General features: G+C 50.5%; 21 protein-coding genes and 2 pseudogenes. 11 read left to right on the top strand and 12 right to left on the bottom strand.

All coding sequences use genetic code 11. The annotated features are described in order from the left end of the window. Positions 1–152: 152 nt before the first annotated feature. The 3 genes and pseudogenes from CPH80_RS21335 to CPH80_RS21330 all read left to right on the top strand — a co-directional run. Entirely contained in the window at positions 153–458 is a 306-nt protein-coding gene (locus CPH80_RS21335) for a helix-turn-helix transcriptional regulator (protein ID WP_096281248.1), read from the top strand. An 18-nt stretch (positions 459–476) separates the two neighbouring features. Continuing rightward, the gene (locus CPH80_RS23485; RefSeq protein WP_227520549.1) at positions 477–692 is read left to right on the top strand and encodes a HipA N-terminal domain-containing protein; all 216 of its coding nucleotides are present in this window, start codon (positions 477–479) and stop codon (positions 690–692) included. Continuing rightward, positions 635–1,180, top strand: a pseudogene (locus CPH80_RS21330) (type II toxin-antitoxin system HipA family toxin); the annotation flags it as partial. The gene CPH80_RS23485 and the pseudogene CPH80_RS21330, both read left to right, overlap by 58 nt. A gap of 159 nt (positions 1,181–1,339) precedes the next feature. On the opposite strand, the gene CPH80_RS21325 reads toward CPH80_RS21330, so the two are convergent. Continuing rightward, a complete protein-coding gene (locus tag CPH80_RS21325; protein ID WP_096281246.1) occupies positions 1,340–1,765 on the bottom strand; it encodes a type II toxin-antitoxin system HicB family antitoxin in 426 nt (141 codons plus the stop codon). A 40-nt stretch (positions 1,766–1,805) separates the two neighbouring features. Continuing rightward, entirely contained in the window at positions 1,806–2,021 is a 216-nt protein-coding gene (locus tag CPH80_RS21320) for a type II toxin-antitoxin system HicA family toxin (protein ID WP_413772248.1), read from the bottom strand. A gap of 257 nt (positions 2,022–2,278) precedes the next feature. On the opposite strand from CPH80_RS21320, the gene tnpA (CPH80_RS21310) reads away from it, so the two are divergent. Both tnpA (CPH80_RS21310) and CPH80_RS21305 read left to right on the top strand, forming a co-directional pair. Next, positions 2,279–2,632: an IS200/IS605 family transposase gene (gene tnpA, locus CPH80_RS21310; protein WP_319823058.1), complete on the top strand. Its 354-nt coding sequence runs from the start codon at positions 2,279–2,281 to the stop codon at positions 2,630–2,632. Positions 2,633–2,671: 39 nt separating this feature from the next. Continuing rightward, a pseudogene (locus CPH80_RS21305) lies at positions 2,672–2,812 on the top strand (IS256 family transposase); the annotation flags it as partial. A gap of 48 nt (positions 2,813–2,860) precedes the next feature. Here the strand turns inward: CPH80_RS21305 and CPH80_RS21300 are convergent. Then, the gene (locus tag CPH80_RS21300) at positions 2,861–3,109 is read right to left on the bottom strand and encodes a HigA family addiction module antitoxin (RefSeq protein ID WP_096281865.1); all 249 of its coding nucleotides are present in this window, start codon (positions 3,107–3,109) and stop codon (positions 2,861–2,863) included. Between the two features lie 292 nt (positions 3,110–3,401). Here CPH80_RS21300 and CPH80_RS21295 point away from each other — a divergent pair, with 292 nt between their 5' ends. Beyond that, on the top strand, positions 3,402–4,364 hold the full coding sequence (locus tag CPH80_RS21295) for a transposase (RefSeq protein WP_096281240.1): 963 nt from the start codon (positions 3,402–3,404) through the stop codon (positions 4,362–4,364). 13 nt (positions 4,365–4,377) lie between these two features. Here the strand turns inward: CPH80_RS21295 and CPH80_RS21290 are convergent, their stop codons facing one another. Together CPH80_RS21290 and CPH80_RS21285 are read right to left on the bottom strand one after the other, a co-directional pair. Next, positions 4,378–4,935 (bottom strand): GNAT family N-acetyltransferase, encoded by a 558-nt coding sequence (locus CPH80_RS21290; protein WP_096281238.1) that lies wholly within the window; start codon positions 4,933–4,935, stop codon positions 4,378–4,380. Further along, positions 4,910–5,209 carry a DUF1778 domain-containing protein gene (locus tag CPH80_RS21285; protein WP_096281236.1) on the bottom strand — a complete coding sequence of 100 codons (300 nt, stop codon included), beginning with the start codon at positions 5,207–5,209 and terminating at the stop codon, positions 4,910–4,912. The genes CPH80_RS21290 and CPH80_RS21285 overlap by 26 nt, the downstream gene beginning before the upstream one ends. Before the next feature lie 421 nt (positions 5,210–5,630). Here CPH80_RS21285 and CPH80_RS21280 point away from each other — a divergent pair, with 421 nt between their 5' ends. The 3 genes from CPH80_RS21280 to CPH80_RS21275 are packed head-to-tail and all read left to right on the top strand — an operon-like array spanning position 5,631 to position 6,538. Then, a complete protein-coding gene (locus CPH80_RS21280; RefSeq protein ID WP_096281234.1) occupies positions 5,631–5,987 on the top strand; it encodes a helix-turn-helix domain-containing protein in 357 nt (118 codons plus the stop codon). Then, entirely contained in the window at positions 5,977–6,114 is a 138-nt protein-coding gene (locus CPH80_RS22100) for a hypothetical protein (RefSeq protein WP_197703578.1), read from the top strand. The genes CPH80_RS21280 and CPH80_RS22100 overlap by 11 nt, the downstream gene beginning before the upstream one ends. Continuing rightward, entirely contained in the window at positions 6,101–6,538 is a 438-nt protein-coding gene (locus CPH80_RS21275; protein WP_197703577.1) for a HipA domain-containing protein, read from the top strand. Before CPH80_RS22100 ends, CPH80_RS21275 begins: the two co-directional genes overlap by 14 nt. Here the strand turns inward: CPH80_RS21275 and CPH80_RS21270 are convergent. Then, positions 6,535–7,755, bottom strand: coding sequence for an RNA-guided endonuclease InsQ/TnpB family protein (locus CPH80_RS21270; RefSeq protein ID WP_096281231.1), 1,221 nt, complete (start codon positions 7,753–7,755; stop codon positions 6,535–6,537). The genes CPH80_RS21275 and CPH80_RS21270 overlap by 4 nt on opposite strands. 23 nt (positions 7,756–7,778) lie before the next feature. Between CPH80_RS21270 and tnpA (CPH80_RS21265) the strand changes: the two genes are divergently transcribed. Together tnpA (CPH80_RS21265) and CPH80_RS21260 are read left to right on the top strand one after the other, a co-directional pair. Next, entirely contained in the window at positions 7,779–8,189 is a 411-nt protein-coding gene (tnpA, locus tag CPH80_RS21265) for an IS200/IS605 family transposase (RefSeq protein ID WP_096281229.1), read from the top strand. A gap of 39 nt (positions 8,190–8,228) precedes the next feature. After that, on the top strand, positions 8,229–8,591 hold the full coding sequence (locus CPH80_RS21260; RefSeq protein ID WP_096281227.1) for a HipA domain-containing protein: 363 nt from the start codon (positions 8,229–8,231) through the stop codon (positions 8,589–8,591). Between the two features lie 51 nt (positions 8,592–8,642). Here CPH80_RS21260 and CPH80_RS21255 read toward each other — a convergent pair whose 3' ends face one another. From CPH80_RS21255 to CPH80_RS21230, 6 genes are all read right to left on the bottom strand, one after another. Then, the gene (locus CPH80_RS21255) at positions 8,643–9,032 is read right to left on the bottom strand and encodes a type II toxin-antitoxin system HicB family antitoxin (RefSeq protein WP_096281225.1); all 390 of its coding nucleotides are present in this window, start codon (positions 9,030–9,032) and stop codon (positions 8,643–8,645) included. A 2-nt stretch (positions 9,033–9,034) separates the two neighbouring features. Continuing rightward, positions 9,035–9,241 (bottom strand): type II toxin-antitoxin system HicA family toxin, encoded by a 207-nt coding sequence (locus CPH80_RS21250; protein WP_264754805.1) that lies wholly within the window; start codon positions 9,239–9,241, stop codon positions 9,035–9,037. Between the two features lie 228 nt (positions 9,242–9,469). Continuing rightward, positions 9,470–10,684, bottom strand: coding sequence for a hypothetical protein (locus tag CPH80_RS21245; RefSeq protein ID WP_134036946.1), 1,215 nt, complete (start codon positions 10,682–10,684; stop codon positions 9,470–9,472). Between the two features lie 456 nt (positions 10,685–11,140). Then, entirely contained in the window at positions 11,141–11,557 is a 417-nt protein-coding gene (locus CPH80_RS21240) for a helix-turn-helix domain-containing protein (RefSeq protein WP_096281221.1), read from the bottom strand. 34 nt (positions 11,558–11,591) lie between these two features. Next, complete coding sequence (locus tag CPH80_RS21235; RefSeq protein ID WP_227520547.1) at positions 11,592–11,765, bottom strand: type II toxin-antitoxin system HigB family toxin; 174 nt, start codon at positions 11,763–11,765, stop codon at positions 11,592–11,594. 195 nt (positions 11,766–11,960) lie between these two features. Then, positions 11,961–13,439: an O-antigen ligase family protein gene (locus tag CPH80_RS21230; protein ID WP_096281219.1), complete on the bottom strand. Its 1,479-nt coding sequence runs from the start codon at positions 13,437–13,439 to the stop codon at positions 11,961–11,963. Positions 13,440–13,716: the final 277 nt, after the last annotated feature.

Genomic DNA, 13,716 nt, shown 5'->3' with positions numbered 1-13,716 from the left:
ACAACTACGCACAAATCGGTTCATTTTTGCTTGGTCACCGGAACTGTAGAACTCTAGCATCAGCTCATTAAACTCAAGCTGGCGCGATGCCGGCAATACGGTGCACATTGCAGGCGCAGCCTTGCGTTAACTCAGGTGGGCTGTGCCTGTCCATGATTACTTCTAAAAGACGACGACTGGCACTCGACCTTAAGCAGAGCGACATGATGTTGCGAGCCGGCATATCTCGCCAGCAATATCAGCGTCTGGAATCCAAGGGGAACCCCAGACTGGACACTTTGGAACTCATAGCGCAGGCGCTCAACAGCGAGCTTATGCTTATCCCCAAAGACAAGCTTGGTGCGGTGATTGCCGTGCTGGAGCAAGAAGCATCAAATGAGACTGATAATCCAACCAGCGCAGATACCAATAAAAGCTTGGATGACGACCCCTGGAAGGGCTTACTGGGGGATGATTGATGAAAAATAACCGCATTGATGGAAGAGCCTTGGGCAAGAAATCAAAGACTGCACCCCGTACTTTCTAACTTGCTTCCGGAAGGAGCCCTGAGAGAGCTAATTGCTGAGGGGCTCAAAGCTCACGTTGATAACGAGTTTCACATCCTGTCGTATCTTGGTGGGGACTTACCCGGCGCTTTGACCGGAATGCCAACATGCGCATTCACATGGAGGACTTTGCTCAGGTACTCGTGAAATACCCTCACGAAAAATACAACTCAGCCAATTACGAACAAATCGGCAGGATTCTATACGAGTTTTCTGGCGACGGGCTGGCCGACACACAACAATTCGCGAAACGATTACTCATTAATATATTGCTTGCCAATGGCGATGCGCATCTCAAGAACTGGAGCCTGCTTTATTCTGATCAGGTTACGCCTCGACTTTCCCCGGCCTATGACATAGTTACAACCAGCACTTACATAGAGAACGAAAAACATTACGCGCTTAATTTAGGGAAAACCAAAGCCTGGTATGTAGCCTCCTACGATCACTTTCAGTCTTGGGCAGAGCGCTCAGGAATTCCCTGGCGGGCAATCAAACCTCATCTGGATGAAACGATAGAGAAAGCCAGATGCCTATGGCCGGCAGCCATCAAAGATCTGCCGATGAACGACGGCCACAAACAAGCACTTATGGAACACTGGGGCAAGCTTCAGCGTGATTTCCGAATTCTATAAGGTAGCCAAACAGAACAGCAATCGCTAAATGAATTTGCGGTGCCATTTTTGAGGAAACCTACCAAGATTATCGCAAGAGCCGGGATCTTCAGTGCCTGTCCATGATTATTCCGATGATTATTCCGTTTTAATGAAGAGGAATCTAAGCAGAGCCCGGCGTTATGCTAGGGCCTTGTCGCGCAATTTCCGCATTCTTTCCAAAGCGGCTTCAGATAGAAACGCCGAACGCGACCGAGCCTCGTTCGGGTGCTCCTTCACAAACCTATCAATCTGAATCAAAACCAAACGGGGCACGGTGATATTAATCTTCTCTGCCTTGCCCAGAAAGGGGGTTACATCGATCTCAACAAAACCCCACACCGCGCCCTCAAAGTCTGGGTTGGCACGATGTTCAGCAATAAGATTTGCACTAGGGATTTCCTCCCCGAATTCTGCCAACAGCTCAAGATGCCCAAGAATCGCCTCACGCGCATTATCCAGCGCCTCGTCTTCACTGGCGCCTGCAGAGAAACAGCCAGGAATATCGGGTACGGTAACGCCGTATTTCTTTCCGTTATCTGTATGAAGTGCTACTGGGAAACGCATAGCAATTACCTCAAGTTTGACCAATGGGTTATCAAGACAGTTACTTCCAACCGGCCTGCTTCCAAATGCTGCTTAATGTACCCCTTGGCAGTTCCGTCTTAGGGTGCGGCAACGTAACCAACCCCGGCTTTGTAGGGTGCTTGAAGTGATGATGGCTCCCATTTACTCGCACCAATTCCCACCCATCTTTTTCGAGCTTCTTTTTGACTTCAGCGCTTTTCACATAAGCCCCTTCTCGGCCGATAGTGGTTATCATACCCACACTTTAGATTTAAGCAACACCATACCCACCAACACCAAACAGCGCATCGAACAAATCAGTGTTTCAGATACTCCGTTCTACCACGTAATCTCCCGCTGCGTGCGGCGAACATTTCTGTGCGGAAAAGACCGAACTATCGGGCGTGATTACGAACACAGGCGGGCTACGTGTGCCTGTCCATGATTATTCTTTCATCAGATTCCTTGGCTAGCCTCAAGTGAGACGAGGCCTGCTTTTTAGCATAAGTACCGATAAATGCGGAGGCAGTTGGGCTGTGCCTGTCCACCAGATCTTCTGTATTAGCTCGCCTGTCTGAACTGATTTCTGAGCGTGTGAGCGCTTGGGAGGGGGAGCTTTTTGAGGTAAACGGCGAGCCTGACCACATCCATATTTTGATGGAACTACCCCCCAAATACGCCGTAGCTGATTTTGTGAACGCCCTGAAAACGGGAACCTCTCGAAGAATCAGGAAAGAGTTTGCCGACCACGTTAATAGCTATTACTGGAAACCAGTTTTCTGGTCGAAAAGCTACTGCGTAATCACCTGCGGTGGCGCACCGCTTTCGACTATAAAGCAATACATTGAAAACCAAAAAGGCGCTTAACCCTCACCAAACTTCGTATGGAAAGGGAATGCAGCGCTAATGCTGTTCAAGTTGATGCAAAGTGCCCAGAAGCGCTGGAAACGCATCAAGGGATTTCAGCAATTGGAACTGGTGATTAACAACGTCGAGTTCCGCGATGGAGTACCGACAAAGGATCAATCAGACAGGAACACTGCCTGATGCTCGTACACCAGAAACGAGGCTGTGCCCGAACGAGGCTGTGCCTGTCTATTGAACGAGGCTGTGCCTGTCTATGACTTTCGTTAGCCAAAATTCGGGAGTATTACCAAGCGCCGCAGCTAATTTAATTGCCATGTGAGCAGTTAAAGCCCCCTTGTCATGCACAAGCCGGCTCAGGGTGTTTCTGTGAACTCCCATAGCCTCAGCCAGTTCGCTGATCTCTACATGCATCGGCTCCAGAAATTCGATAACCAGCATTTGGCCAACAGTTACCGGACGACGTTTTGTATCTCTCATAATCTTCACCTCCACTAGCCCCTTCACGCATGAGGGTCTAGATAAGTATCCCTATATTCAACAGCCATAGTTCTCTGTTCGCTTTTTGACCACTATGCGCACAACGTCATTGTGCGTAAAGCCGATGATATAGACAAGAAAGCCTACTGCCCATGTGGTTGGCCATACTGCAATCCTTGCGAATTCGTGATTTGCCATCCGGGCCAACCCATATTACTGTACATTTATACATCTGTATATTTATACAGAAAACACCAAATATCAACAGATCACGGAAGATAAGGATTTCGACATGCCCAGAGCTCGCGCTGAATTAGTCTGCGTTTCGGACACCCCTTTTTACCACGTAATTTCGCGCTGCGTGAGGCGTACCTTCCTCTGCGGCCGAGATCACGCCACCGGGCGCTGTTACGAACACCGGCGCGGCTGGATTGAAGAACGAATTCGCCTGCTGGCTTCAGTTTTTGCGATGGACATTGCCGCGTACGCGGTGATGTCCAACCACTATCATTTGGTGGTCAAGCTCTGCCCAGATGACGTTGAACCTTGGAGTAACGATGAAGTTCTGGCGCGCTGGTGCAGCCTGCACAAGGGGCCGCCCCTAGTTCAACGGTATCATCGGGGGGATAAGCTATGCGCTGCCGAGCTAGGGCGAGTGGCGCAGTACGCGGAAACTTTCCGGGTCCGGCTTGGCGATTTGAGCTGGTTCATGAAATGCCTGAACGAACCCATTGCCCGGCAAGCCAACCGAGAGGATCAGTGTACTGGGCATTTCTGGGAAAGCCGCTTCAAATCCCAGCCTCTAGACACCGAAGAAGCCCTGCTCTCCTGCATGGCGTATGTGGACTTAAACCCCATTCGAGCCGCGATGGCGGATACCCCGGAAACATCAGACCACACCAGCATCAAGGAACGTATCAAACCCACCTTCAGCTTAGCCGAGTCCATTCAACGGCAAACGGAGCAGCAGGCCTTGAATGATTTTTCGGTGCCGCTAAAGCCATTACTAGGATTTGAAGGGGTCATCCGAAACAGCTTCCAGCGGGGCATTCTGTTCAGCTTTGAGGATTACCTGGAACTAGTCGACTGCACCGGCCGGATTAGCCGGGATGACAAGCGCGGCGCGATCGATGATAAAGCCCTGCCCATTCTGGAGCGGCTGAACCTTGATCCTGGCCAGTGGTGTGAACGAGCTACCCGATTTGAGGAAACTTACCAGGATTATCGCAAGAGCCGGCGACGACGGGCAGCCTGAGTGCTGCTAATATTTAGACCGGGCTATACTCTAAATTAGGCCTTGCCTGTCCATGATCCGTTAGCCCCACAGCTTCAATGCAGTGCTCGATGGAGAGCCAAAGCGCTAACGGGTCGCCATTAACATCATCGATGGGGATAAATCCAAACTTTTCATAGAACCGTTTTGCATCATCGTCTTTGGCATCCACCGCACAGCCGATTCCGCCGACTGATAGAGAAGCGTTAACAATACGTTTTAAAGACTCGATAAGAAGATACGCACCCAAGCCGTATCCCTTAGCGGAGTTATCGATGGCCAGGCGAGCTAGACGATAAACCGGTGGATCTGACGGGTACCTTTTCTGAAGAGGGTGCCCTTCAGGAAAGATAACCGCACTGGGGAGGAGGGTGTAATACCCAAGAATTTCCATTGGGTCACCTTCATCCTCAATGAGGACATAGGTGCGAGTTGCCATCTTTTCACTGCTCTGCCGAGCAATTTTCTTCAGGAACTCGTTCAATGCTTCCTTGCCGCAATCAAACTTACGACGGTTGTGCTTCTTATTAATTTCTTCTGTCTTTAAAGTCACGCGCTAACTTCCTGTGTTTAAGCGCAGCAGCACGGAGTTCCGGGTTAATCGGCTCTGGATTGTCCAGAAGTGCCAACATTCGATCCGCACTTTTTCGTGAGACTCGAATTTGAACTGCCTGGCGCTCGGCTTCCATCGCTTCTTTTTTCGCGGCATAAACCAGGAACTGACTCAGGCTACGCCCCGTTAACTCTGCCGCATGCGCAATGAGCTTTTGGGTTTCTTCGTCGACACGCGCCACTAAACGAGTATCTTTACTTTGTGTATTCATCATATTTTAAATCGATGCGTGGAGCTGGACTGGACAGGTCCCCACCGCATCGTCTCCCCTTTGGTTTATTGGTATCGATCCGCATTGCCCTTTATATCTAAAATATACCCAACTCCTAACCTATCCAATGCTGCCATAATGGCACACACATGCACAAAAAACAAAGACCTCGTGCCAAATTGGCACACATTAAATTATTCCAATAAACGGTCGTTAACCGGTCATCCTAATTGTCGCCGAACATCACTTGGGGGATCGGATCGGATCAGACTAATACCTGATCATAACTAAATGTCTTCTGAAATAATGACTTGCGAGTGCCTGTCCATGATCATTATTTTACCGTATTAATATGGAAACTTTTAAAGTATAACTAGTTCACAGATGAGCGATTATAGACTAATATAGCTTACAGGTGAACGAAATGGCGCGAGTAAAGCAGCGAAACTATTCTACATACACTAGTGAAGCGTGCCGCCTTCTCGGTCTGCTCATAAGCAATGGCCGTAAAGAGAAACGCATGTCCGTTGAAGAGCTGGCAGAGAGGGCCGGAACATCGCCAAGTTTTGTTCGTCGCCTCGAAAAAGGTGGGCTTAAGGGAGAAATGGGGGTCGCCTTTGAAGTGGCTTTCATTGCCGGAGTCAACTTGTTTACACCTGAAGTGTCAGACACAAAGGCGCAAGCAAAACTTAGCTCACTGATTGCGCAAGCGGAGGCAAAAGCCACCCTACTCCCTAAAAGTGTTCGTAAGCCCAGGGAGGAAGTGAAAGATGACTTCTAAAGACTCGGTGGATGAGTTGTATGTATGGGTCTGGCTCCCCGATGCAACAGAGCCTGTGGTCGCCGGCCGCCTGTATCGAGACTCAAACAATCCGGGCGTTTATAACTTCAACTATGGTGGCACGTAACAAAGTACTGAACCACGGCAGCTCCATAGGGGGTGGTGCGCGACCAAAAGCGCTCATTCAGGATGGCAATACCAAGTACGTCGCCAAATTCTCATCAACCACCGATCACTACAACGTGGTGAAAGGTGAGTTCTTGGCTATGCGACTTGCCGAGATCGCAGGGTTGAACGTTGCGCCTGTGCGCCTGGAACGTTCCGCCAAACGGGATGTCCTGTTGGTTGAGCGCTTTGACCGTACGCACACCCCCAAGGGATTTAAGCGCCACATGATGGTTTCGGCACTGACCATGTTTGAGCTGGATGAGATGATGGCGCGGTACGCCAGTTACGAGCAATTGGCTGACATTATCCGCCAACGGTTTACCAGCCCGTCAGCAACGCTGCTGGAGCTGTACAAGCGCCTTGTTATAAACTACCGCCACTAAGCCACACTTAGAAGCGGTTTTGCAGAGTGACCTGCATTGGGCGAGTTTCCGCCCAAACCTAAAGCCCACTTGATAGCTACAAGGCCGCTCGCCGCGTCACGCGGCATGGTACAGCCGCAATCGCACTGATGCGTTCGTTCGCTGAGCGTCTTTTTTACGACCTCCCAGCAGGCAGGGCAACGCTGACTCGGCTTTGCTTTTCGAGTGGGTATTTCGACAAACTCACCACCAGTTTCTTCGACTTTGTAGTGAATCATGGCCAGCAACTTTGCCGGCGCGGTGTCTAGTATCTCCCGGTTTAACCCGGACTTCTGCTTGACCATTTTCCCTGGCTTTTCGAGTGTGCCTTTTGCCGTTCGGGTCATGTTCCGAATGGTCAGTTTTTCCGTGGCAAAGAGCGTGTATTCCTTCGCTAGATCGTGGCTCAGTTGATGGTGATCGTGGTGGCGCTGCCGGGCAACCTTAGCTCTGGCTTGAGTCAGAACTTTACAGGCCCGCTTCCACCGGTTGGAACCTCGCTTTTTGCGTGATACAGCCTGCTGCATCGGCAGCAAGCTCTCTTTGGAGTCCCGGTAGTAACGTGGGTTCTCGATCGCGTAATGCTCGCCGTTTTCGTACGTAACCGTGCCTAAATACTCCACGCCCCAATCGAACCCGCAAGCTTTCTGGCCTTTGCAGGCCCGCACAGGCTCACATTCGACGGTGACTGATAAGAACCACTGCCCGTGCTTATGGATAACCTGGCTAGTTTTGACCTTTCCCAGAGTTCGAGCCTTCCCCCGAGCCTTGATGCGGCCAATGCCGTTGATCGAAAGCCTGCCGTGCTTACCGTTCGCCTCGGGAATAAACGCCCAGCCGCTGCCACCGCACATCTCAAAACTGGAAAACCGGCTGAGTGAGCGAAAGCGGGGGAACCCCGGAGCCTGGCCTTTCTTTACGCGCTCAAAAAATGCTTTGAACGCTTTGTCCAGGCGGCGAAGCGTCATTCGGGTAATGTAAACCGGAATGGCTTTGTATTCGGGATGGTCGGCGCGGATCTGAGTCAAACTGGCTTGTTGGTCGTTATAGGAGATCGACTTTCCGGTTTTTCGGTAACAGTCGATACGCTCTTGTAGTGCGGCATTATAAAGTTGTTGGTGTAAGCGCAAGCTCTCAAGCAACCGCTCAGATTGCGATTGGCTGGGGTAGAGCTTGTAATTGATTTTGCGCTTATCCATGAATCCTAATATAATTGGTTCCTATGTCTAAAACAACCCTGAAAGCTCAGAACCATTGCGTATACAACACAAAGTATCACTTGGTTCTTGTGACAAAGTATCGAAACCCGGTCATTAACGAGGGCATATTAGCTCGCCTGTCTGAACTGATTTCTGAGCGTGTGAGCGCTTGGGAGGGGGAGCTTTTTGAGGTAAACGGCGAGCCTGACCACATCCATATTTTGATGGAACTACCCCCCAAATACGCCGTAGCTGATTTTGTGAACGCCCTGAAAACGGGAACCTCTCGAAGAATCAGGAAAGAGTTTGCCGACCACGTTAATAGCTATTACTGGAAACCAGTTTTCTGGTCGAAAAGCTACTGCGTAATCACCTGCGGTGGCGCACCGCTTTCGATTATAAAGCAATACATCGAAAACCAAAAAGGCGCTTAACCCTCACCAAACTTCGTATGGAAAGGGAATGCAGCGCTAATGCTGTTCAATGTTCTCACTGGAAATACCGATGATCATGCTCGCAACCATGCTGCATTCTGGGACGGACATAACCTGACACTCACACCTGCCTATGACATTTGCCCACAAAGTCGCTCAACCGGAATCGCAACCCAGGCAATGCTTATACTGGGGGAACGTAACGACAGTAGACTATCGCTATGCCGGCAAGCCGCATACAAATTTAATTTAGGTGACGACAAAGCTCAGGATGTCATCGACCAGTTGCGTCAAAGCATTCTGGATAACTGGGCAGGTGTATGTGACGAGGCGCAACTGTCAGAACCAGAGAAGAAGTTCTTTTGGCGCCGGCAGTTTCTTAATCCGTCCATCGATGAGTAAGTCGGGCGGCTGGGTTAAACGGCGGGCTGTGCCTGTCCATGGTCTTAGCCGTTACGCCCCCAGTTCCCGCTGAGCGGACATAGCCAGAAAGGCAGATCGGCTCATGTGCCGGCTTTTAGCTTCGTCGTCGATGCGACGCAACAGCCCTTCCGGCAGACTGACATTCAACCGTATCGACTTTGTTTTCAATTTACCCGTATCGATATCCACCATCATCCAGATACCACCCTGATAATTGAGGCTGGCCATCAACTTCTCGAGCGACGAAGGTGAAGGAACCACCATATCCTCATCCTCGCAATACAACTCTACTGCCTCCTGGATGTTGCCCGCCAGATCGTCCCAACTGTCCGCTGCAGAAAAGCAGCCGGGGAAGTCTGGCACTTCGACACCGTGAGCATGTGTTTCATCGCCTGTTTGCACGTAAACGGGGAACAGCATACTTACCTCCAGTCCCATCCTGCTTGCCTGAAAATACTGCGCAGAGTGCCCAACAGCATATCTTTACGCGGATGAGGAACAACAACATGGCCGGGTTTGTTCGGATGCTTGAATTTCTCGTGGTCACCTTTGCCCCCACCTTCACCCAGCCTTCTGCTTTCAGCCGTTTGATAATGTCTGCGATTTTTATGTTGTATAGTCTTACGCACCGAACTGACTTCAGCAATCTGAAGAACTGTAATTGCTCGCCCACGCTAGATCTTTCAGCCGGGCCGTGCGTGTCCCCAAAGACTTGACCTTAACCCATCTATCGGGACTACAGCGGGACTACAGTGCCTGTCCGTGATTTTCCTCAGGTGCCTGGTCAGCCCGGGCAATGCCTGACTCATAAATCAGGTTTCATTACCCGGACAACGTCTAGCCGCCTCAAAAAGTCTTTATTTGGCTGCCGAAAGCGCCCTCAGACCCGCATCGTATGCCTTTAATGAGTCGCTAACGGTTTCTTTAGAGAACCCCATCTGAGCCTCAACCCGAATCGTTCCGTCTGGAGCCTGGGTAACATCGTGAGAGGCAATGCCAAGTGTTCGCTCAAGAACGGTCACACGCTTGTCTTCGTTTAGGTTGATAACGTTGATCTTGCGAGTACCCGCTTCCTGAACAACCGCAAACGGCCCTTCTGGTGTTTGCATCCAATCTACGCGCCAGAAATAGTGACCCCGATTTCGAGTTCCGTCTGGGCGGTAGAGGCTTTCATAAGAATCAAATGAACTACACTTGTTCACAAAATCATTTTGGCGTTCGCAACCGCGGCCAATTGAAACATCCTTATCATCTGTGCTGATATCAAGCTTAACGAGCTCTCCGGTTTCAGCGTTCAACAGCATATAGCCGTCCGCCTCAGAAAGGCCCACCGTTTCCCCAAGGGAGCCGACAATACTGGTCAGGCCCGCCAAGCCTTCTTTTGTTTCTTCGTTCTTTTCAATGAGCAAGTAACCCGTGGAGCCAAAATCCCCTTTCTGCAAAGCTGCAACGTGATAACTTTCTGGCACCATCAAAGTGCTGACACGCTGCCCCGGCGTATAATGGAACACCGACGCATCGCGGGTAACCAGCACCCCGGTGGATGTGCCAACCACGTTTTGCCCCGCAAGCTTCTTGCCTGTTACGGAAGTAAATGAAACACCCGTGGTATCTTTAGTAGCCGTGCCCAGCGTTACAGGCTCGGAGTTTCCGGCACTGGAGAGATACTTAAACGTGAGTTCGTTGCGACCACTCTTTAGGGCGTAAACGATGTCGCCGGCCAGGGCATTTGCAGAAAATCCAGTAATCTCGCCTTCAGGATCCAAATAAGGCGCTCCACCAATCATCAGGCCATCACGCACACGGCGAATTTCAACCGCATCCCCATCACTTTTTACAGCGGCAATCTGTTCTGCCAACTCTTGTTCACTAATCAAACTAACTGGTTCCGACACGGGTGCTGGTTGCGCCGCCTGCTGCTGTCGTACACCGGCATTCATTCGAGCAATAAATGCTTTTTGCATTTCTTGCGCCATGGCTTGCTGCTCAGGCGTCATTGGCGGTCGAGGGCTCGCGCACCCACCCAGTAACGCTATAGATATAGCAACAATCATTCCCCTGAATTTGTGCATGCTTACTCCCAAAAGTGGTGATCTGATTTAGCCGAAATATTGTGTATATAGTCTGAAACGCGCAGCATTATATATCAGTGCGAAGGCCGACACTTTTAAATGATGTAAAATGGAAACTGGTTCTCGGAAACTGCCCCATCATTTGGGAAAAAGCTCATATACGCGTGCAGTGACTATCCATGATGATTGGAGAGCCAGCGATGGATGGGGAGTGATTGTGGGGGCCTACCCATCACACTCGCCGAACAGGGCCTGGGTAACGGGCCACCAGCTCATCGGCAGTGAGTAATAGAAGCAGGTTCACGTCAGGCCCCGAACATTTCGGTTATCTCACCCTGCTCCATCCGATCGAAATCATCAGGAACCTTGAACTCACCCGCCATAAAACCAATCCGCCATGGCTTGCGGAAGGCCTTAGGCTATGGCTGTCCATGGTCTTATATAATTTCCTATACCTCAAAAAAACAGGGTTGGAGGTACCCCGAAACGCTGACCTAACGCTTCCATATGCTTGCGGGTCAATTTCTTTCCTTCCGCGCCGTTGAGGATCTTGCTCACGTTGCCCTTTGAACCCAGCTCCGGAAGATCGGCAACGCCGAGGCCATATTGTGCCATCAGCGTTTTCAGTACAGCAATACCATTATCCATTTTAGCAACTGTGGCATTGAACTCTGAGAACTCCTCGGCCTGATCTTCCCAGCGCTCGATGCTCAAAGCCAAAATCTCAATCAGTGACTTATTGGCAGCATAGTCGCTCACCAATGCATCCATCAGCGCCATGGCGTGCTCGTAGTCGTCTTGGGTATCGATACGAGCAAGGAAGGGCACTTGCGCCAGAGCGTTTCTCATTTGAATACAAGCAGCGGATAGCATAAGTGTCACTCCTTGTTTCTGCGGTATTTCTGGGTTAGGCGGTCGTACGCAAGTTGTTACCGCCAATGTCAATCACCCACCATTTGTCCCGATACTTAAAGTTGTCTAAAGACGGAAAAACTTGGCGTAACTGATCGGGAGCTTCAAATTTCCCGCCACGCAAGGTTATGTAAGTGTTGATCAACGCATCCCTGTCATTGGGATGCATCCGAACTGCGTCATTAAACGGCTTCCTTGAAATAACGTGCACCGACCTTCCTTGTTTCCGTTTTAGAAACTTTATCATAGATGTTTCCAAAAAAGAAACTCATCTTTATTATCGGCTGTTCTGTGCCTGTCCATGATCACCTATGATCACCTATGGCTGCGCCCTCATCAGCCTTGATAACCTTCACCGCAATCATCACAAGGGCATTTGACTCGGATGGCGAGGGAAATTCCCATGAAACCAGAATCTCGGCAGAGTACCCGCGGGCACCTCTTCATAATAGAACTCCAGATCGTCCTCCATGGATTCATGGTAGGCCGACACCTCAGACAACCAATAAAAGCATGAAATACCCATCACGAGTGCAACGATAGCCGCAGCTACAAACCTTTTCCCAGTGCGCCTCTTCTGGGTGGCAGGCAATAAATCAGGAGTAATGAGTGCCCAGAATACAGAAAGCACGAGAAACCCAATCAACATTGAGCCCGGAGCCATAAATACGGCCGAAACACCTGCATGCAGCAGCGCAGCGGAGACTGACGCCGTGAACGCCGCCAGCGAAAGTGCCAGCTCACCACCGCCAGCAACACGTACTTCTGCTCGCCGCTGCCAGAACAATCGCACAGCTTGGCCAACAAACAGCATAAGTGCGCCGATCAACAGCCACCCGTATTCTGCAGCCCACATCAAATACATATTATGGGGATGACCAAATTTACGAGACTGCTGGTACTCTTCAGTCAATACTTCGTGGGTCAGCCAAGACTGCGGCCCCAGGCCGAAGGGGAAGTTTTCAAGGCTCATGCGCCAAGCTTCAAGAAATAACGGCATCCGGCCAGACGAATCCGACTTTAAGGAGCGCATGCTCACTTCATCCAAAAAGATCGAGGGGATGATTACGGAGAGCAGCAGCCATGCCAGCACGCCATAAGCCAGATAACGTAAAAACACTCGCAGCCAAGGCAAAACTGGTCGCCCGATCAGCACAGCCGCCAATATCACACCAAAAGCAATGCCCAGCATGCTGCCCCGAGAAGTGGAAAGAAACTCGACCCACCACCAAAGCGCAGCGCCAAGTGCTACGAAGAAGCGCCAGAGCCGTTCATCTTTTAAGGGCCCTATAAGAACCGCCAGGGGCAAGAGAGGCAACAGCCAGGTTGCGGTATGGCTCCAGTAGCGAATATTAACAAAGCCCCAGGGGATAAAATTCGACATATTTGCTACCTGGTCAGAAAGCGCAAACATGTAAACCGTTATAGTGGCACCACCATAAAAAGCGGCAGTGACCGCCGCTACACCAACCAGAACGACTACCGAATACCGCCTCTGCTCGTCGCTTCTCGGCAAACAACCCGATAACACGAAACCAAGAAAGAATGCCCCATACATTCCGGGCTCTGCCCAATTGTAAGAAGCTTCACCAAATGGCAGCGCAAGCAGAATGAACCCGCCTGCAATTAGGGCTACAGGCCACACATATCTGACCAGCGGCCAGCCGTATCGGTACACTAAAACCGTCAAAGAAAAAACAACGACCAACCCCAGCAGGCCTACCAATATAAACCGCTGTGAAGCATAGCCGCCGAATGGCAGCGATAAAAAGTCTGCAAATAAAACGCAGACAAATACGGCAGCAACTAATAGCCAAAGCGCTGCATTCCAGGCTGTTCGCATTATTTCCTCAAGCGTATAAGAAAAGAGTTGAGCTCAGGCAATTCCATTCCGGGCATACGGGGGCCTAAATTGTGCCTGTCCATGATCCCTGTCCTCGAAGATTATCTGGAACTGGTGGACTGTACCGGCCGGATTAGCAGGGATGACAAACGCGGCGCGATCGATGAAAAAGCCCGGCACTCTGTGCCTGTACGCAATTTTTCACCATATTAACATGCAAATTTTAAAGTATAACTAGTTCATAGATGAACGATTAAAGCCTCATATCGCTCACAGG

Origin of the sequence: Marinobacter sp. LV10R510-11A, from assembly GCF_900215155.1 — a bacterium.
In the GTDB taxonomy this organism is placed as follows: domain Bacteria; phylum Pseudomonadota; class Gammaproteobacteria; order Pseudomonadales; family Oleiphilaceae; genus Marinobacter.
The sequence above is the reverse complement of the archived record's forward strand: the minus strand, read 5'-3'. Positions and strand labels throughout refer to the sequence as shown.